The sequence below is a fragment of the Alicyclobacillus macrosporangiidus CPP55 genome (assembly GCF_000702485.1).
GTDB classification, from domain to species: Bacteria; Bacillota; Bacilli; order Alicyclobacillales; family Alicyclobacillaceae; genus Alicyclobacillus_H; species Alicyclobacillus_H macrosporangiidus_B.
Map to the genome: position 1 here is coordinate 177,762 of NZ_JNIL01000001.1, position 19,015 is coordinate 196,776.

The window sequence follows — 19,015 nt, forward strand, 5'->3', positions numbered from 1 at the left end:
GGCCCGGTCCCTGGACGGACGCCGATTAGACATTGAGATCCCGATTCTGTACAATAAAGGCCAATTCCTTCCCTGCCGTGCTTCCGGCAGGGCCCGGCGTGCAACGGGCGAACTTGGGGGTGAAGTCTTTGGAGCGACCTGTGGGCGACGTGTTCCCGCTCCTGCCTTTGCGGGGACTTTTGGTGTATCCGGGTATGGTGCTGCACTTTGACGTCGGTCGCGACAAGTCCGTGAAGGCGCTGGAGAAAGCCATGCTGGGCGGGGAACACCTGATCCTGTTGGCGTCCCAGGAGGACGGTCAGGTGGACGACCCATCGGAACAGGACCTGTTCCGCGTCGGCACCATCGCGCGGGTCAAACAGATGATGAAACTGCCCAACGGCACCATCCGGGTGCTGGTGGAGGGGCTGGAGCGAGCCAATATAGAGGAGTTTTTGCGGACGACCGAGTGGTTCGAAGTACGGGTACGGCGCCATCCGGACCGCGCGGTCGAGGTCACCCCGGAGCTGCAGGCACTGATGCGGTCGGTGCTCCAGCAATTTGAACAGTACGCGAAACTTTCGAAGAAGATCGATCAAGAGACCTACATGTCGGTCATGGATGTCGAACACCCGGGCCGGCTGGCCGACGCCATCGCGTCCCATCTGCCCCTGAAGATCCGGGACAAGCAGGATGTCCTCGAGGCCTTCGACATCACCGCCCGCCTCGAGAAGGTGCTACAGGTGCTCTCCGACGAGCGCGAAGTGCTGGAGTTGGAGAAAAAGATCCACCAGCGCGTGCGCAAGCAGATGGAGCGGACCCAGAAGGAGTACTACCTGCGCGAGCAGATGAAGGCCATCCAGAAGGAGTTGGGAGACCGCGAGGGCCGCGCGGCGGAGGTCGAGGAGCTGCGCGAGGCGATGGCCAAGAAGCCGCTGCCGGAGGCGGTGGCCGAACGGCTGGAGAAGGAGATCGAACGGTTGGAACGCATCCCGCCCGCGTCGGCGGAGGGCACCGTCGCCCGGACGTACATCGACTGGCTGCTCGCTTTACCCTGGCTCGAACGCGCGGAATCGGAAGTGGATCTGGAGCGGGCGCAGAAGATCCTCGACGAGGAACACTACGGGCTCGAGAAAGTCAAGGAACGGATGCTGGAGTTTCTAGCGGTTCAGAAACTGGTCGGCCGTCAGTCGGGACCCATCATCTGCCTGGCAGGCCCGCCTGGTGTCGGCAAGACCTCCCTCGCCCGGTCCATCGCGACCTCCCTGCAACGCCCGTTCGTGCGCGTGTCGCTGGGCGGCGTGCGCGATGAGGCGGAGATCCGCGGGCACAGGCGGACCTACGTCGGCGCCCTGCCGGGACGCATCCTGCAGGGCATGAAGCAGGCCGGCAAGCGGAATCCGGTGTTTCTGCTCGACGAGATCGACAAAATGGCGAGCGACTTTCGCGGCGATCCCGCCTCCGCCATGCTGGAGGTGCTGGATCCGGAGCAGAACAGCAATTTTTCCGATCATTATATCGAGATCCCGTTTGACCTGTCTGACGTCCTGTTCATCACCACCGCCAACGACGTGTACCAGATCCCGGGACCCCTGCGGGATCGCATGGAGATCATCCATCTGTCCGGGTACACGGAGGTGGAGAAGCTGCAGATCGCCAAACGCCACCTGCTGCCCAAGGAACGGGATAACCACGGGCTGAAGGGGGATAAGATCCGCATCTCGGACGAGGTCCTGCTGCAGCTCATCCGCGGGTACACCCGGGAGGCCGGGGTGCGCCAGTTGAATCGCCTGCTCGCGGCCATCTGCCGCAAGGTGGCGCGAAGGGTGGCGGAGGGAGAGCAGAAGCGGGTGACGGTCACCTCAAAGCTGCTGTCTGAGTTTCTGGGTCCGCCGATCTACCGCCACGGCCGGATGGAGGAAGAGGACCAAGTCGGCGTGGTGACGGGACTGGCCTGGACGCCGGTGGGCGGCGACACGCTGCTGGTCGAGGTTGCCGTGGTGCCGGGGAAAGGCAAGATCGTGCTGACGGGCCACCTGGGCGAGGTGATGCGGGAGAGCGCTCAGACCGCGCTGTCGTACATTCGCTCGCGGGCCCGGGTGCTCGGGATTCCGACGAATTTCGCGGAGAAGGTGGACATCCACGTCCACGTCCCGGAAGGCGCCATCCCGAAGGACGGTCCATCGGCCGGCATCACGATGGCGACCGCCATTGCGTCCGCGCTGACCAATCGCCCGGTGCGGCACGATGTGGCGATGACCGGTGAGGTCACCCTGCGCGGCCGGGTGCTCCCCATCGGAGGACTGAAGGAGAAGGTGCTGGCCGCCCACCGGGCGGGGATCCGGACGGTGTTGATGCCGGCGGAGAACGAGAAGGATGTGCGGGACATCCCCGAGTCGGTGCGCAAGGAGATGCGTTTGATCCCGGTGTCCCACATGGACGAAGTGCTGGGGCACGCTTTGTGCGAGGAACCTGTTCCGGGCGACAATCCGCTGGAAAACTGGGTCGCGGGTGTACACGAGCTGACCGACCCGGGATATGCCCAGGAGGGGACGCACCAGTGAAGGTGCGCAGCGCGGAGTTTGAGATCAGCGCCGTCCGGCCGAGTCAGTGGCCGGGCGGCGGTTTGCCCGAGTTCGCCTTTGTCGGCCGCAGCAATGTCGGAAAGTCGTCCTTGCTCAACGCCCTGCTTCAGCGCAAATCTCTCGCTCGGGTGTCGGCCACGCCGGGCAAGACCCAACAGATCAACTTCTACCGCGTCAACGACGCCTTTCGCTTCGTCGACCTGCCCGGGTACGGCTATGCCGCGGTGAGCAAATCGACGCGCGGGCAGTTCGCGCGCTTCATCGAGACGTACCTGACCGCGGAGCGGCCCCTCCTGCGCGTGATGCATCTGATTGACATCCGGCACGAGCCTACGGCGCTCGACGTGCAGATGCACCGGTGGCTCCTCCAGCTGGAACTCCCGGTCTGCATCGTGGCGACCAAGCGGGACAAGATCTCGCGCGGGGCGATCCAGGCGCACACGGCGCGCATCCGCAAGGCGCTCAACACGCCGTGGCCGATGGTGGCGGTGTCGGCCGTCCACCGGGATGGCCTGGAGGCGCTTTGGAAGGTGTTGGACGAGGACTTGGAGCGGTGGCGAGAGGGGCCACCGGTTTTGGAGCCCGAGGCGGATCTGGCGGACGTGGACGTGTCGGAACAGCCGGGCACCGGGCGGACGGAGCCGGCTTCAGCGGCCGTGGCGGAACGGCCGAGCCGGGTGCCCGGGCAAGAGGCGGGGGACGCGGACGTTCGGATCGGCCAAGAGCATGCTGGCGAAGAGGATGACGCACCCGGCGAGGGCTGGCGCGCCTAACCGGTCGCCACGGGCCGCCCAGCCGATGGCCGCGGCGAAGACGGGCTCCATGGAAAAGATGATGGCCGTCTGGGCAGAGCTGGTGTGCTGTTGAAACGCCGTCTGCGCCCAGTAGGCGAGGGCGGTTCCGGGGATGGCGCAGATCAAGATGGCTTGCCATACACCCGGCGCGGTCAGCTGTGCCAACCCGGGCCACGGTTCCCAGAGGGCCGCCGCCGTGCAGCCGAAGGTCAATCCCCACACCTCGATGGCGGACAGGGCCAGCGGGTCGACGTCCTGGCCCCACCGCTCTGTCTCCACCACCTGCAGAGCGACGCACACCGCACACAGGAGCACCAACAGGTCTCCCCCGGACCACCCGGTGCCCTGAAATCCGCAGAGCAGTCCCAGCCCGGCGGCGGCCAGCACCGCGGCCGACCCGGTGCGCCAACTGGGGCGCACCCCGAGCAGCGGATACGCGAGGATCGGGACCAGCACCACGTTCAAGCCGGTGAGAAAGCCGGCGGTGGCGGGGGTGGTGGTGGCGAGCCCGAAGGTCTGCAGGGCGTAGGTGCCGAACAGGAGCACGCCGAGCCACAGACCGCGCCGCCACGTCTCGGGGCGGCCGAGTGCCCGGCGGGCATGAGGCGTCGCGAAGACGATGGCCAGCAAGGCCGCGCTCGCGACCCAAAAGCGGGCGGCGAGGAACCAGAATACAGGCACCTGCGCGATGGCGTCCTTGGTGAGGGTGAAAGTGGCGCCCCACACGAGCGTCACCGTCAAAAGGATGAAGTTCGCCGTCCAGCGGGATCGAAGCCGCCGGCGCGGCACTTGCGCATACGGTGTCGTAATCATGCTGCCAGTGTACACACCGGCCGCTCGGCGCGTCAACGGCCGGCGAGGCCTGCCCTTCGGACGGCGGGCGCAGGCGCCGGCATATCGGGTGCCTGCCGGTGCACGGATCGTTCAAGGTTTTGACAATGCCGGTGTGATATAATGACGGTCGAAATGGACGAACGGATGCGCCGGGGGCGCGCAGGAGGTGACAGGGGTGCACATCGTCGTCGCAGGCTTGAACCACAAGACCGCACCGGTGGAGGTCCGGGAACGGGTGAGCGTGCCGGAGGGAGAACTTGCGGAGACCCTTGCGGCGATGCGCCGCACGCGAACGGTGTTGGAGAGCGTGGTGCTGTCCACCTGCAACCGGACGGAAGTGTACGCCGTGGTCACCTCGTCGCGCGCCGGCGAGGATTACCTGAGGACCTGGTTCGCCCGCCGCGGCGGAGCGGAGGCAGGCCGGCACCTATATCTTCACGAGGATCAGGAGGCCGCGCGGCACCTGATGCGGGTGGCGTGCGGCCTGGACTCGCTCGTCCTCGGGGAGACGCAGATCCTCGGCCAGGTTCGCGACGCGTACCTGGCCGCCGCGGACGCGGGAAACACCGGGGCGCTTTTAAACCAGCTGTTCCGGCGGGCCATCCAGGTGGGAAAGCGGGCGCAGGCGGAGGCGGGTATCGGGCAGAACCCGGTGTCGGTCAGCTACGCGGCCGTTCAGCTGGTCCGCAAGGTGTTCGGCGATCTCACGGGCAAGCGCGTGCTGGTGGTCGGCGCGGGGAAGATGAGCCGGCTGACCGCGCAGCACCTGTTCGCCGCCGGGATCGCGGCGATGGAGGTGTGCAACCGCACGCTCGCGCGCGCCGAGGCGCTGTCGCGGGAATTTGGCGCGTCGCCGCTGCCGTGGGAGGCGATGGAGGACGGCCTGGCCCGCGCCGATGTGGTCATCAGCTCGACGGGCGCGCAGGGCTTCGTGATCGACACCGCATTGGCCGGGCGGGCCCTGGCCCGGCGAGGGCGGCGGCCGGTGGTGATGGTGGACATCGCCGTCCCTCGCGATATCGACCCGGCGGTCGGCGCCCTCGGGCAGGTGTATCTGTACGACATCGACGATTTGGAAGGGGTCGTGGCGGCCAACTTGGCGGAGCGGGAGCGGCTCGCCCGGGACGTGGAGCGGATGATCCTGGACGCGCTGCGCGAGTACGGACGCTGGCTGGCGGAGCAGGAAGTGGTGCCGCTCATCGCCGCGGTAAGGGAGAAGGGTGAGGCCATCCAGGCCTCCGTCATGGAGAGCCTCACGCGGAAATTGCCGGACCTGAGCGATCGCGAGCGGGAATTATTGCACAAGCACACCATGAGCATCGTCAACCAGCTGCTGCGGGATCCGGTGAAGAACATGAAGGAGCTGGCGATTGCGGAGGGCGGTGGTGCACACCTCGAGGTCTTCGCACAGGTGTTCGGCATCTCTGAGGCCGATCTGCGCCGCCACCGGGACGCTTCCCTGTGGCCGGAGGCCTGCGACGCGGCCGGAGGCGGCCTGCCGGAACTGGTGCGCCATTGGCGCGAGGCGCTGCGGCGGGACGGGCGCGGCCGCGACGCCGACCCGCCGGGGACGCTGCAACCCGCTTATCGGTAGGCGATCTCGATGCTGACCGGACGCATCCTCTACGATACCTTCGTGGCGCTGTACGCCCTCTCCGTGGTGTTGTTCTTTCTGGACGCCGTCCACCCCAGGCGCGCCCTGAACCGCACCGCCCTGGGGATGCTGTTCGCGTCGTTCGTCTTGGAGACCGTATTTTTCCTGGACCGGCTGCAGGCCTTGGGGACTGTACCGGTCCTGACGTCGTTTGATGCCCTGTCGCTGGTCGCGTGGCTGATCCTGGCGGTGACGCTGGTCCTCGACGCCTTTTTCCGCGTCGACCTGGTGCTGTTCGTCGCCAACCTCACCGGGTTCGGAATGGCCGCCTTCGCGGTCTTCCGGCCGATGGGGGCGGTGTACACGGCGCCGGAGGGCGACCTGTTGTACTTGCACATCGGGTTCGCGCTCCTCAGCTACACGGCCTTCGCCTTCGCTTTCGTATTCTCGCTGATGTACCTGGTGGAGCATCGCCTGCTGAGGGCCAAGCGTTGGAATCGGTGGCATTTTCGCTCGCCCCCGCTGGACAAGCTGGATCGGCTCGCCTACCGGTCCATCGTGCTCGGGTTGCCGCTCTTGCTGGTCGCCATGGTGCTTGGGACCATCTGGGGCAAGTTGACCGTCGGGCGGTTCGTGTACCTGGATCCGAAGCTGTTCTCGACCACCGTGCTGTGGGGGATGTACGGCATCTCCCCGTTGCTGCGGGCGCGGTCCGGTTGGAGCGGGCCGCGCCTCGTCGGATACAATCTGCTGTGCTTTACGGCCGTGATCGCCAATCTGTTGGTGGTGGGCAGCTTTTCGCTGTTCCACCACGTGTGAGGGCGCGACGGCGCCCGGAGAAGAGGTGGAGAACAGGTGGAGACGATTCGTGTGGCCTCGCGCCAGAGCGCGCTGGCCCTGCAACAAACCCGGTGGGTGATGGAGCGCCTGGAGCGGGCGCATCCGGGCCTTCAGTGCGAGGTGGTACCGGTAGTGACCCGCGGGGATCGCATCCTCGACGTCGCCCTGTCGAAGGTCGGCGGCAAGGGTCTGTTCGTGTCCGAGGTGGAGGCGTGCCTGGCGCGCGGGGAGGCGGATATCGCGGTCCACAGCCTGAAGGACGTCCCCGCCGTCTTGGCCGAGGGGATGACCATCGGTGCGGTTCCGGCGCGCGAGGACCCCAGGGATGCGGTCATCACCCGCACGGGCGGCCGGTTGGCGGAACTGCCCGCCGGGGCGCGCGTGGGCACGTCGAGCCTGCGCCGGGTCGCCCAGTTGAAGGCCCTGCGCCCGGATCTGGCGTTCGAACCGCTGCGCGGCAACATCGACACGCGCCTGCGCAAACTGGAGACCGAGGGTTTGGACGCGATTGTCCTGGCGGCGGCTGGCTTGCATCGGATGGGCTGGGCGGGGCGCATCACCGAGTACCTGGATGTGACCGTGTGTCTGCCCGCCATCGGCCAGGGGCTGCTCGGCATCGAGTGCCGGTCGGGCGACGAGCGCGTCCTGTCGTTGCTCGCTGCGATCGCCGATCCTGCCGCCACCGCGGCGGCCCTGGCGGAGCGGGCGCTGTTGGCGGCGCTGGACGGCGGCTGCCAGGTGCCCATCGCGGGTCATGCGCGGCCGGTGGCGGGCGGTGTGGCCTTGACGGGCCTGGTGGCGTCGGCGGACGGAAGCGAGGTGCTGCGGGCGGAGGCGCAGGGCGCTGACCCGGAACAGGTGGGCCGGACGGTGGCGGAATCACTGCGCGCGCAAGGGGCAGACCGCCTCTTGGAGACTTCGGCGTCGGCCGCGCCGGCGGGACGGTGAATCAACTTGCCAGTGGAGGAGCGAGCCGTGCCGGGCGGTGAACGCGGCGGCCCAGGCGGCCTGCCGCTGCAGGAATGGACCGTCGCGATCACCCGCCCGGAGGGACAGGGCGAGGCATTGGCCCGAAAGGTGGAGGCCCTCGGCGGACGGGCGTGGCTGGCACCCTTGCTCGCCATCGACCGGTTCCCGGACCGGCTCCTTCCCGCCATCCGGCGCTGGAACGACTGGGACGCGCTCGTGATCACGTCGGCCAACGCCGCGCGTGCCCTCGCAGAGGCGCTTGAGGCCGAGGGGCGCACCGAGGCGCCGCGACCTGTGGCGTGCTACGCCGTCGGGCGGGCTTCCGCCACGGCATTGGGCCGAGCCGGCCTGGTGGCCGAGGTGCCCGAAGGAGTGCGGACGGGCGCGGACCTGGCGGACGTCTTGGCCCGGCGTTGGGCCGGGCGGCATCTGCGAGTGCTGTACATCCACGGGGAGCTGGCGGATCCGAACTTTTCCGCGCGATTGGCCGAGGCGGGTGTCGACGTGACGGCCGTGTGCGCCTATCGAACGCGGGAGGCCGTGGCGGACGTGGCCGCGTGGCGGCGCCTGTTGGCGGCGTCTCCTCAACTGGCCGTCACTCTGTACAGTCCGTCGGCGGTGCGCGCCTGGATTCGCCAGCTTCAGCCGCTTTTGCTAGAATCGGGTCGGAAGGCAGCGTTTGTGTGCGTGGGGCCCACGACCGCCCGCGCGGCGCGCGAGGCGGGGCTGGCCGACGTATGGTTGGCCCCGGCGAGCCACGACGACGGAGTTGCGGAGGCGCTCGCCGCCCTGGCGGCGGCGCGGAGCCACCACAAGCCCCAACGGGATGAAGAGGGGGAGAGGACATGACCGCATTTCGACGCCACCGGCGCCTGCGGGCGTCGGCGAATTTGCGGCGGATGGTGCGCGAGCACCGCGTTGCGGTGGACGATTTGGTGTACCCGGTGTTCGTTCAGGAGGGTTTGCGCGGGAAAGAGGAGATCTCGGCGATGCCGGGCGTCTACCACTTCGGGCTGGACGCGTTCCGGCGCGAGGTGGCGGAGGTTTCCGAGCTCGGCATCCCGGCGCTGCTGTTGTTCGGGGTTCCGCTGGAGAAAGACGAACTCAGCCACAGTGCGTACGACGAGCACGGCGTGGTGCAGGAGGCGGTGCGCGCCGCCAAGGAGGAAAACCCGGATTTGGTCGTGATCACCGACGTGTGCCTGTGCCAGTACAACCCCGCGGGGCACTGCGGTCTCGTGCGCGACGGGAAGATCGTCAACGACGAGAGCTTGGATCTGATTGCGCAGACGGCCCTGTCCCACGCCCAGGCGGGTGCCGACGTGGTGGCGCCGTCCGACATGATGGACGGCCGTGTGGCGGCCATCCGGGAGCGCCTGGATGAGAACGGGTTGACGGACGTGGCCATCCTCTCCTACGCGGTGAAGTACGCCTCCGCGTTCTACGGCCCGTTCCGCGAGGCGGCCCATTCGGCACCGGCCTTCGGGGACCGCAAGACATACCAGATGGACCCGGCCAACGTCCGCGAGGCGGTGAAGGAAGCCCTGACGGACCTCGAAGAAGGCGCCGACATGCTGATGGTCAAGCCGGCTCTCTCGTACATGGACGTCACGCGTGCGGTGCGCGAGGTGTGCGAAGTCCCCGTGGCGACCTACAACGTCAGCGGCGAGTACAGCATGGTCAAGGCGGCCGCTGCCCGGGGCTGGATTGACGAGCGGGCCGTGGTGGAGGAAATGCTGACGTCGTTCAAGCGCGCCGGTGCGGATTTCATCATCACCTACCACGCCAAGGACATGGCCCGCTGGCTGCGCGAGCGGGCGTAAGCGGACGGAGGGGTGGACGTGTACGACAAATCGGACGCGGCATTCGCGGCCGCCAGACGGGTGATGCCGGGCGGGGTCAACAGCCCGGTGCGGGCGTTCAAGGCGGTCGGAGGCACACCGTTCTTCGCCAGTCACGGTGAAGGCCCGTACCTGTATGACATCGACGGGAACCGTTACGTCGACTACCTGTTGTCGTGGGGACCGCTCATCTGGGGCCACGCGCATCCGGAAATCGTGGCGGCGGTGGTTTCGGCCGCCCGCCGCGGCACCAGCTTCGGCGTGCCCACGGAACTGGAGACGCGGATGGCCGAAAAGGTCACGCAGCTGATCCCGAGTATCGAAGTGGTGCGGATGGTCAACAGCGGCACCGAGGCGACGATGAGCGCCCTGCGGCTCGCCCGGGCGTACACGTCTCGCGATTGCATCGTCAAGTTTGAGGGCGGGTATCACGGCCACGCCGACAGCCTGTTGGTGAAGGCGGGCTCCGGCGTGGCCACGTTCGGCCTGCCCAACAGCCCCGGCGTGCCGCGGGCGACGGCCGAGACGACGCTGACGCTTCCGTACAACGACGCGGAGGCGGTACGGGCGCTGTTCGCGCGCCGCGGGGAGGACATCGCCGCCGTGATCGTCGAACCGGTCGCGGGCAACATGGGCTGCATCCTGCCGGAGCCGGGTTTCTTGCAGACCCTGCGCGAGGTCACCCAGGCGTACGGCGCGCTCCTGATCTTTGACGAGGTGATGACCGGATTTCGGGTGGCCCTCGGCGGTGCACAGGCGCGATTTGAGATCACGCCGGACCTGACGACCCTCGGCAAGGTGATCGGCGCCGGGTTGCCGGTGGGCGCGTACGGCGGCCGCCGGGACATCATGGCGCTCGTGGCGCCGGACGGCCCGATGTACCAGGCGGGGACCCTGTCGGGCAATCCGCTCGCCATGGCGGCCGGGCTGCGCTCACTCGAGATGCTGGAGGAGGCGGGACCGGCCTTGTACGAGCGGTTGGAGGCGTTCGGCCGGCGGATCGTGGCGGCGTTCACGGCGGCCGGCCAGCGGCGCGGTGTTCCCGTGTACGGCCACGCCATCGGGGGCATGTTCGGCCTGTTCTTCCACGACGGACCGGTGCGCAGCTTGGCGGAAGCGTCGTCGTCGGACGCGGGCCGCTACGCCCGGTTCTTCCACGCGATGCTGAAAAACGGCGTATCGCTGGCGCCCTCCCAGCTGGAAGCCGGATTCTTGTCGGCGGTGCACACGGAGCGCGAGCTGGCGCAGACCGAGGAGGCCATCGAGCGGGCGATGGCGGAGGTCGTCTGAGGGTGGGTCGGGGCGCCCCGCCCCATCCTCATGGAAGGGGATGTACGGTAAGAAAAATGCCATGACAGCGACCAACTTGGCGTTGTCATGGCATTTGTCGTCGGTTTAGGCGCTCCACTGGATGATTACCTGGTCGCTGTGTTTGCAGGTTTGGTGGAAGACGGATTTCAAATCATTCCACTGCATGGGCGTTTCGTAACTGTGTGGGCGTTCCGTCATAGCGGACGAGGGGGATGGGGTGCATCGCGGAGCGGCTTGCGAAGCAGAAGCGGAGCGATGCGCCCCATCCCCTACATAATGCCTGGAGGCCGGGCATACAGTCATACAGTGAACTGGTGCACCGTCCGGCGCCTGGCCGTCCGTCATGCCCGGGGCGGGCGGGCGCGGATCACAGGGAGGGGAACGAAGTGAGCGATACAGAGCGCGCCCCGGTCATCCGTCTGAACGTGGATCAGGAGGTGTTCATTCCCGCCGTCCGGGAGGGCGATCGGGTCGAGGACGCGACGGTCGCCACGGAGGTGACGTCGTTCCATCGCGTTGGAGACGCGTACGTCCTCGAAGGGGCGATCGTCTTCGCCGGCTACCTGACCCGGCCGGGTACGCAGACGCCCGCGGAAGAAGATTCGTTCAGCCTGGATTTTGGCGACACTGCGTTCGGGCAGCATGTCCATCACCGGATGCCGTTCGTGCTGCGGGTACCCGTCAAGGTGCAGCCGCGGGGCATCGTCAACGTCGCCAGCCGCATCACCCATTGGCAACTGGACGTGGTGGGGCCGGGGTGGGTGCGGGTGCTGGCGGACCTGAGCATCGTCGGCCTAAACGGCCAGCAGGGCTACCATTTTCAGTGCGGGGCTCAAGAGGCGGGTGACGTCTTCTTTGATTCGGCGTCCGCGGAGCCAGATGCGGCAGCCCAGGGAGAACCGGCCAGCGGGGGTGGGGACACGCGACCGGACGTCACACCGTACGCGCTGGCACGCGGCGTTGGCCGCAGCCGAGCGGACGACTTTCAGAGTGCCGCGCGCCATGCCGGCGATCCTCCCCACGCTGCCATGGAAGCCATCAGCGGCGCGCGGCAAGGGGTGGGCCCCGCGGATGCGTCCGACGTGCGGGATGAGGCGGATGTCGCTCCGGATGCCGCGGACGCACGAGACGATGCCGAGGCGTGGGTTGCCGAGGAGCCGGGTGCCAAAGAGCAGTTGGTCGGGTTCGACCGGCTGATGGACGGCGGCGCGACGATGGCGCAGGACGCAGGTGACGCAGGCGATCCGGAAGAAGCCCTCGCGGTGGACGACCGGGAGGACCAGGAGGCTCCGCGCGCGGACACGGAAGCGGACGCATGGCCCGAGCCAGAGGCGTCCTTTCGTTCTCCGGAGCCGTGGCCTGAGGTGTCCAGATCCGCACCAGCGGAGGACGCTTCCGGCTCGGGCTGGACTCCGGACGACGGGTTCCTCGATCGGCCATGGACTGAGATGGAATTCGAGCATCAGTTGCCGCCGGACGATCTCCACGAGGCCGCGGGCGCGGGGTCCCCGGTGCAGGAGGAGCGATTCGTGCCGTCCCGCGGGTTTTCGGACAGCGGGTTCCAAGCGACGGCCGGGTTCGTCCAGACACCGGTGTCCTATGGCGCACCGCCCGAAGCCCAAAGCTCACCGCTGGCAGAATCTCCTTCTGCCCAGTCCCAAAGCCCCGTGGATGCCCGGTCGGACGCCTCCGGCCCGGATCGCGGAGAGGCCGTGCCGACGGTCGACAACAGCCTGTGGTCGTTCGTCGATTTCAATGCGCCGGAGCGAACGTATACCCTGCGGTTCGCCATCGTCATGGAGGACGAGAGCCTCGAGTCGGTCGCCGAACGATTAGGCGTGACGACCGCCGAGTTGATGCGCGTCAACCGCCTGACGTCGGACACGGTCTACGCCGGCCAGTGCCTTCTCGTGCCGGTGCCGGTGGGCGTCCGTTGAGGGGCGGTGCCCGTGCCGGAAGAAGAAGCGGACCTGATGTGGGCAAGGAATGGTCTGGCGCACTACGACGTACCGGCGGAGCGGTGGACGCCGATGGAACCGGGACGGGTGCGGATCGATAGCGGCGGCCGGTGCTACGAGGCGAGGCGGCTCAGCGCCGCCGCCGCCCGCTGGCGCACCGCCGTCACCGACGTCTGTGCCGAGCGAGGGTTTCGGCGGACGCAGCGCCCCCTCGCGACGCTCTACCTGGAGCGGTGGGTCCGGATGGCGGACGGGAGCGCGTTCATGCTGGTGGATGTCTTCATGGGGAGTCCGCTGCAGCCCATGCCTCACGACGTGGACCTGGCGGCGAGGAATTTGGCCCGCCTGCACCGGGCGCTCGACGGGGCGGGCGCGCACCCGGATCTGAGTGACCTGCCCACACGGCGAGGGAACTGGCTCGACCGCCTGCGCGCCGGACGCGATGCCTTGGCGGCTGAACGGCTGTTGGCCGGGGACCGTCCCGGCGCCGTCTCTGTCTCCGGCCCTGCCTCCGGCGGGCGGGCGTGGGCCGTCTGGTTGGATCGCTGGGCCGAGACGGCGGACCGCGCGGTGGCCGCCCTCGAACGGTCGGGGTACGGGGAGCGCGCCGGGGAAGCGGCGCGCCGGCGGGAGATCGCATGGAACGGTTACCGGCTGCAGACGCTCGTCCGGACCCCAGGCGGGCGGATCGCCACGGTGCAGTGGGTCGATCCGGTGGCCGACGCGCGCCTGTTCGACCTGGCGACCTTGTGCCACGAGGTGTGCTTGGCCGGTCACGCGGGCGGCGTGGCGGAGGCGCTGTCTGCGTATCGCGCCGAGGCGGCACTGGACGCCGACGAGGCGGACATGGTCCGGGCATTTGCCGCGTTTCCGCACCACGCGGTGCAATGGCTGCGCACCTGGCGTGCAGCGCGCGGGGCGACCGGCCTGCCTTCCGGATGGGAGCGTGTAGCCGCACGGCACGACCAGGCCGCACAGGCCCTGTTGGGACGCATTGGGGGGGATGAGGTTGGCGCCGCAACCTGAACCGGTGTCCGAAGTGCTGCGCGCCTGCGGGATGGATGAAGAGGTACTCGACGAGTACGGGTTGATCCCGGTGCACGCGCGGGCGGCCCGTGGCGGGGTGAAACTGCGGACCGCCTCCGGGGCGCGCCTGCTGAAGCGGGTGCACATGCCGGTGGACCGGCTCCGCTACGTGTTTCTTGGCGCCGAGCACGCGGCGGCCCAGGGGCTTCCGGGCGTGCCGCGGTTCATCCGCAACCGCTACGGCGATCCGTTCGTGATCCACGAGACTGGACTGTACTACCTGACCGCCTGGGTGTCGGGGCGGGATCCGGACGCGGGCAAAGTCACGGACCTGGCCGCTTGCGCCGGCGAACTCGCCCGTTGGCACGTGGCGATGTCGGCGTTCGGCCAGACGGTGGCCTGGCAGCCGGAGGCGCGGTCCCTGCCCGATCGGCTGGCGGCGGCCCTGCCGGAACTCGAGCGGGATCAGGAACCGTCGTCTGCCGCGGGATCGTTCGCGCGGCTGTATGCGGCCTGCCGCCGGGACTTGGCGGAACGGCTGCGCTTCGCCCTGGCGGCGTGCGCAGAAGCGGACTACGAATCGCTGCACGCTGTGTCCCGGGCGGAGGGGCGCACCTGCCACGGCCGATTTGTCCGCCAGAGTTTGGTGTACACCGGGAACCAGTGGTGTGTGCTGGACTACGACCGCATGCATCCCGGTCCGCCTGTGGAGGACCTGGCGATGTTTCTCCACCGGTATCTGCCGGCGCATGCGTGGAGCGGGGACGTGTTGGCGCGCGCGTTGGCCGCCTACGAGGCGGTTCGGCCGCTGGCAGAGAGCGAGCGGTTTGCGCTCGCGGCTCTCCTGTCCGCGCCGTTGCGCAGTGTTCAGGTGGTGCTCTGGTACATGCACCGCGCCCGGGCCTGGGATGAGGACGAGTACATGGATGCCTTGGAGTCGTCGTTGGAGCTGGAGGAACCGCGCCAAGCGGCCGTCAACGAAGTGTTGGCACGTTCCCCACACTGGGCTTTGGCGGAAGGCGCGGACGCGGGGGATGCGGGCAAACGGGTACCTGTGCAGCATTTGAGGATGGAGGTGCCCGTCGAGGTGGAGGAGGATGCTGGCGGGTCGAGCGGCGCAGCCGACGGGGATGGCGCCGCCGACGGCGGGCGGGAAGCGTCCGGCCATGTCCTCGACTCCGCCCGTTCGGATCCTGGGCCGCTGGGATCACAGGAGGCGCCGCGACCGCCTTCGCCGTCCGGCAAGAAGCCGGAAGGCGGCCGCAAGCCGAAGCGGTCCCGGCGCGGGCGCAGGCGCGGGGGTGGTGCAGGTCCGGGCGGCGTCAACCTAGGCGACGAGGGCCACCCGGCCGGCCTGTGGCGGGGATCAAGACCACCTGAAGCCTAGGGAGCGCCGAGGAACAGCGTAACGAAGACGATGAACAGGATCAGCAGAACGAACAGATCGAGCGCGCTCGGCCATAGGATGGCGCGCAGAAAGAGCAGAAAGATGGCGATGGCGAGGAGCAGTTTCACGAACCGCGCGAGCGCGTAGAAAAAGCCCACCGCGACCTCCCCCCATTCCCACTTGTCGTCGATTCATGTATATGCGTGGGTTGGGCCGGTGACAACCGGAGCCGAACTTGGTAAGATGGACAAAGATTGTTGAACTTCGGCGTCCGGCTGGACGGATGGAGGTCTGCATGAACGCACCAACGACTCCGGGGGTGTGGCGGGGCTGGCACTGGCGCTTGATGGCGTGGACCATCGCGGTGGTGGTCGTCCTGCAGGTGGCGGCCTATTATTTTGTCCCGAACCACTATCCCATCTCGCAAAGCATGCTCTTGGCCATGCTGATTGTCTCCTACGTGATCATCCCGCGCGCGCAGGAGCGCAGGCTGGCCAACGCCTTTGTCGCCATCGCCGTCACGTTCCTCATCAACCTGGCCCTGGAGGCCTTCGTTGAGCGGGGTTGGCAGACGGCCGCGGCGACCCACCAGCTGGGGGTGTACGTGGAGCTCAACGCCCTGTACCTGGTGTTCAGTTTCGCGATGGCGTTCATCTACCTGCGACTTACGCAGTGGTCGGACCGCAAACGGGCGGAACTGGAGGCCAAGCGGCGGGCGGAGCGCATGAAGGACGAACCGGTGCGCAGGCGGGTCCACAGCAAGAAGAAAAGGAAGAAACGCCGCTGAGGTTCCGCGCTTGACAGCACCGAGGGCGGCCCGATAAAATGAAAGCTAATGCAGCCAACGGCCGCGTGGCGTTTCCAGGCCGCGCGCCGCGGACAAAAGGCAATGAAGGAGAAGGAGTAGGGCGACCGGGGCTCGTCAGGAGCGGAGGTCCGCTCCGCAGAGAGGGTGGCCATCGGCTGGAAGCCACCCCGGCCGCGCGTCCGAACGTCGTCTCCGAGCCGTCTTCGGACCGGGTCATCCCGTTATCGATGACAGAGGGCCCTTCGCGCACCTGCGCGGGGGGAATTCAGGTGGTACCGCGGAACCGACCTTCCGTCCTGATGAGGACGGGAGGTTTTTTGTTTGGCCGGTTGGCGTGCGGACCCGCTGCGGGCGCGGCGTGAACGACACGAATCGCGGAGGAGGACCTGCGATGGCACACACAGCACCTTCCACCAGTCTGCCGCCGGTGTACGACCCGAAGGCAGTGGAGCAGAAGATCTACCAGTTCTGGGAACGAGGCGGGTACTTCCAGGCGGGCAAGGACGCGTCGAAGCCGGCGTTCTCCATCGTCATGCCGCCTCCGAACGTCACCGGGTCGCTGCACCTCGGGCACGCATGGAACAACACCCTGCAGGACATCATCATCCGCCACAAGCGCATGGCCGGCTACGACGCCCTGTACCTGCCCGGGACCGATCACGCCGGCATCGCCACCCAGGCGCGCGTCGAACGGATGTTGCGCGAGGAGGAGGGCACGACTCGCCACGAGCTGGGACGGGAGCGGTTCGTCGAGCGGGTGTGGGCGTGGAAGCACAAGTACGGTAACCTGATCACCAGTCAGGTGCGGGCCCTCGGCGTGTCGTGCGACTGGTCCCGGGAGCGGTTCACCATGGACGAAGGGTTGTCGCGCGCCGTTCGGACCGTGTTCGTCCGCCTCTACGAGAAGGGGCTGATCTACCGCGGCAACCGCATTATCAACTGGTGCCCGCGCTGTTCGACTGCGCTGTCGGACATCGAGGTGGAGCACAACGACGTCGAAGGCACGCTGTATCACGTCCGCTACCCGCGCACGGACGGGCAGGGAGACGTGGTGGTCGCGACCACGCGGCCTGAGACGATGTTCGCCGATGTGGCCGTCGCGGTGCACCCGGATGACGAACGCTATCGCGATCTCGTCGGCAAGACGGTGCATCTGTCGCTGACGGACCGGGAGATCCCCGTGATCGCCGACGCGTACGTCGACCCTGAGTTCGGCACCGGCTGCGTGAAGATCACGCCCGCCCACGACCCGAACGACTTCGAGGTGGGCCTGCGCCACAACCTGGAGACGCCCAGCTGTATCGGCCCGGACGGTGTGTTGACCGAGCTCGCCGGCCCGTACCAGGGCCTGTCGCGGGAGGAGGCCCGGCGGCGGGTCGCCGCCGACCTGGAGGCGCAGGGGTATGTCGTGAAGGCGGAGCGGATCACGCACGCCGTCGGCCACTGCAGCCGCTGCGACACGGTCGTGGAGCCGTTCTTGTCCGATCAGTGGTTTGTCCGCATGGAGCCTCTCGCGCGGGCGGCCATCCGCGGCGTCGAGGAGGGGAAGCTCCGCTTCGTGCCAGAGCGGTTCGAGAAGGTGTTCGTGCACTGGCTGGAGAACGTGCGCGACTGGTGCATCTCTCGCCAGCTCTGGTGGGGTCACCGCATTCCGGCCTGGTACTGCGACGCCTGCGGCGGCATCACCGTCGCTATGGAGGACGTGACGGCGTGCAGTCACTGCGGCTCCGGCGAAGTGCATCAGGACGAGGACGTGCTCGACACCTGGTTTTCGTCCGCCCTGTGGCCCTTTTCGACCATGGGTTGGCCGGACGACACGAGCGACCTGGCCCGGTATTACCCGACGGACACCCTCGTCACCGCGTACGACATCCTGTTCTTCTGGGTCGCGCGGATGGTGTTCACCGGGCTCGAGTTCACGGGAGAGATGCCGTTCGCGACTGTGGTGGTCCACGGACTGATCCGGGCCTCCGATGGACGAAAGATGTCTAAGAGCCTCGGGAACGGGGTCGATCCGCTGGAGGTGATCGACCGCTACGGCGCCGACGCCCTGCGCTTCACGCTGACCACCGGCACCTCGCCCGGCAACGATCAGCGCTTTTACTGGGAGAAGGTCGAGGCGTCCCGGAACTTCATCAACAAGGTGTGGAACGCCTCTCGCTTCGTGCTGATGAACCTGCCCGACGGGGGCGCCATCCCGCCGCTCAATCGGGAGGCGTTGACGCTGCCCGACCGCTGGATCCTGCATCGGCTGCAGGAGACGGTCGCCGCCGTCGGCGAGCTCATCGACCGGTACGATTTCGGCGAAGCCGGGCGCGCCCTGTATGATTTCGCCTGGGACGACTTCTGCGACTGGTACATCGAGTTCGCGAAGCTGTCGCTGTACGGCGAAGATGAGGCGCGCAAGGGGCAGACCCGTGCGGTCTTGGTGCACGTGCTGGACACCCTGCTGCGCCTGCTGCACCCGTTCGTGCCGTTCGTCACGGAGGAGATATGGCAGTCTCTTCCGGTCCCCGGCGACGCCCTGATTGCGGCGGCCTGGCCGGCCGTGGATGCGTCGCTGTTCGACGAGGACGCGGCCCGCCGCACCCAGCAGCTGATGGAGGCGGTGCGAGCTGTGCGCAACGTCCGCGCGGAACTGAATGTGCCGCCGAGCCGGCCGGTGGAGCTGGTGGTGCGGCCGGCGGATGCGGCGGCGGCCGAACTGTTCGAGTCGGTGCGTGACGTCCTGTGGAAGTTCGGTCACCTCTCGGCGTTGACCATCGATCCCGATGCCTCCGCGCCCGCGCAGGCGATGACCGCCGTGGTGACGGGAGCAGAGCTGTATCTGCCTCTGGCGGGGCTGGTCGACATCGCCGCCGAACTGGAGCGGCTGCAAAAGGAGCGCAGCCGCCTGGAGGCGGAGGTGGCTCGGGCGCAGAAGAAACTGGCCAATCCGCAGTTCGTCGCCAAAGCGCCGGCCGACGTCGTCGAAGGGGAGCGGGCCAAGTTGGCCGACTACGAGGCGAAGCTGCAGGCGGTCGAGGCACGGATTCGCCAGTTTCAATCCTGACCGCGGACGGGCGGATGTGACCAATGCCCCGGGAGGC

At 67.9% G+C, this 19,015-nt stretch carries 14 protein-coding genes and 1 pseudogene; 13 read left to right on the plus strand and 2 right to left on the minus strand.

From position 1 onward, the window contains the following. Nucleotides 1–98 precede the first annotated feature (98 nt). Both lon and yihA read left to right on the plus strand, forming a co-directional pair. Nucleotides 99–2,543 carry an endopeptidase La gene (gene lon, locus N687_RS0100950; protein WP_269320477.1) on the plus strand — a complete coding sequence of 815 codons (2,445 nt, stop codon included), beginning with the start codon at nt 99–101 and terminating at the stop codon, nt 2,541–2,543. After that, nucleotides 2,540–3,337: a ribosome biogenesis GTP-binding protein YihA/YsxC gene (yihA, locus tag N687_RS24565; RefSeq protein WP_081841046.1), complete on the plus strand. Its 798-nt coding sequence runs from the start codon at nt 2,540–2,542 to the stop codon at nt 3,335–3,337. Before lon ends, yihA begins: the two co-directional genes overlap by 4 nt. Before the next feature lie 6 nt (nt 3,338–3,343). On the opposite strand, the pseudogene N687_RS22720 reads toward yihA, so the two are convergent. Next, a pseudogene (locus N687_RS22720) lies at nt 3,344–4,171 on the minus strand (DMT family transporter); the annotation flags it as partial. A gap of 196 nt (nt 4,172–4,367) precedes the next feature. Between N687_RS22720 and hemA the strand changes: the two are divergent. The 9 genes from hemA (at nt 4,368) to N687_RS20515 (ending at nt 15,118) form a co-directional block, all read left to right on the plus strand. Continuing rightward, complete coding sequence (gene hemA / locus N687_RS0100965) at nt 4,368–5,786, plus strand: glutamyl-tRNA reductase (protein WP_051662841.1); 1,419 nt, start codon at nt 4,368–4,370, stop codon at nt 5,784–5,786. 9 nt (nt 5,787–5,795) lie between these two features. Beyond that, entirely contained in the window at nt 5,796–6,605 is an 810-nt protein-coding gene (locus tag N687_RS0100970) for a cytochrome C assembly family protein (RefSeq protein WP_029420086.1), read from the plus strand. 36 nt (nt 6,606–6,641) lie between these two features. Continuing rightward, complete coding sequence (hemC, locus tag N687_RS0100975; RefSeq protein WP_035461977.1) at nt 6,642–7,574, plus strand: hydroxymethylbilane synthase; 933 nt, start codon at nt 6,642–6,644, stop codon at nt 7,572–7,574. A 27-nt stretch (nt 7,575–7,601) separates the two neighbouring features. Beyond that, entirely contained in the window at nt 7,602–8,444 is an 843-nt protein-coding gene (locus N687_RS0100980; RefSeq protein ID WP_029420088.1) for a uroporphyrinogen-III synthase, read from the plus strand. Beyond that, entirely contained in the window at nt 8,441–9,418 is a 978-nt protein-coding gene (gene hemB / locus N687_RS0100985) for a porphobilinogen synthase (RefSeq protein WP_029420089.1), read from the plus strand. Before N687_RS0100980 ends, hemB begins: the two co-directional genes overlap by 4 nt. A gap of 12 nt (nt 9,419–9,430) precedes the next feature. Beyond that, nucleotides 9,431–10,726, plus strand: coding sequence for a glutamate-1-semialdehyde 2,1-aminomutase (hemL, locus tag N687_RS0100990; RefSeq protein ID WP_029420090.1), 1,296 nt, complete (start codon nt 9,431–9,433; stop codon nt 10,724–10,726). A 407-nt stretch (nt 10,727–11,133) separates the two neighbouring features. Next, nucleotides 11,134–12,684, plus strand: a complete 1,551-nt coding sequence (locus N687_RS0100995) for a LysM peptidoglycan-binding domain-containing protein (RefSeq protein ID WP_029420091.1) — start codon at nt 11,134–11,136, stop codon at nt 12,682–12,684. Nucleotides 12,685–12,696: 12 nt separating this feature from the next. Further along, nucleotides 12,697–13,731: a hypothetical protein gene (locus N687_RS0101000; RefSeq protein WP_029420092.1), complete on the plus strand. Its 1,035-nt coding sequence runs from the start codon at nt 12,697–12,699 to the stop codon at nt 13,729–13,731. Continuing rightward, nucleotides 13,715–15,118, plus strand: a complete 1,404-nt coding sequence (locus N687_RS20515; protein WP_035461979.1) for a phosphotransferase — start codon at nt 13,715–13,717, stop codon at nt 15,116–15,118. Before N687_RS0101000 ends, N687_RS20515 begins: the two co-directional genes overlap by 17 nt. Here the strand turns inward: N687_RS20515 and N687_RS24290 are convergent. After that, nucleotides 15,115–15,276, minus strand: a complete 162-nt coding sequence (locus N687_RS24290) for a hypothetical protein (RefSeq protein ID WP_175511511.1) — start codon at nt 15,274–15,276, stop codon at nt 15,115–15,117. The two genes, N687_RS20515 and N687_RS24290, sit on opposite strands and share 4 nt — an antisense overlap. 137 nt (nt 15,277–15,413) lie before the next feature. Here N687_RS24290 and N687_RS0101015 point away from each other — a divergent pair, with 137 nt between their 5' ends. Further along, nucleotides 15,414–15,905 carry a hypothetical protein gene (locus N687_RS0101015; protein WP_029420093.1) on the plus strand — a complete coding sequence of 164 codons (492 nt, stop codon included), beginning with the start codon at nt 15,414–15,416 and terminating at the stop codon, nt 15,903–15,905. Nucleotides 15,906–16,317: 412 nt separating this feature from the next. After that, nucleotides 16,318–18,978, plus strand: a complete 2,661-nt coding sequence (locus tag N687_RS0101020; RefSeq protein ID WP_029420094.1) for a valine--tRNA ligase — start codon at nt 16,318–16,320, stop codon at nt 18,976–18,978. Nucleotides 18,979–19,015: the final 37 nt, after the last annotated feature.

What these genes read in the sequence shown, in the direction of transcription:
- N687_RS0101020 (WP_029420094.1), top strand. Translation starts at nt 16,318, where the DNA reads ATGGCACACACAGCACCTTCCACCAGTCTGCCGCCGGTGTACGACCCG.
- hemB (WP_029420089.1), top strand. Translation starts at nt 8,441, where the DNA reads ATGACCGCATTTCGACGCCACCGGCGCCTGCGGGCGTCGGCGAATTTG.
- N687_RS0101015 (WP_029420093.1), top strand. Translation starts at nt 15,414, where the DNA reads ATGAACGCACCAACGACTCCGGGGGTGTGGCGGGGCTGGCACTGGCGC.
- N687_RS0100970 (WP_029420086.1), top strand. Translation starts at nt 5,796, where the DNA reads ATGCTGACCGGACGCATCCTCTACGATACCTTCGTGGCGCTGTACGCC.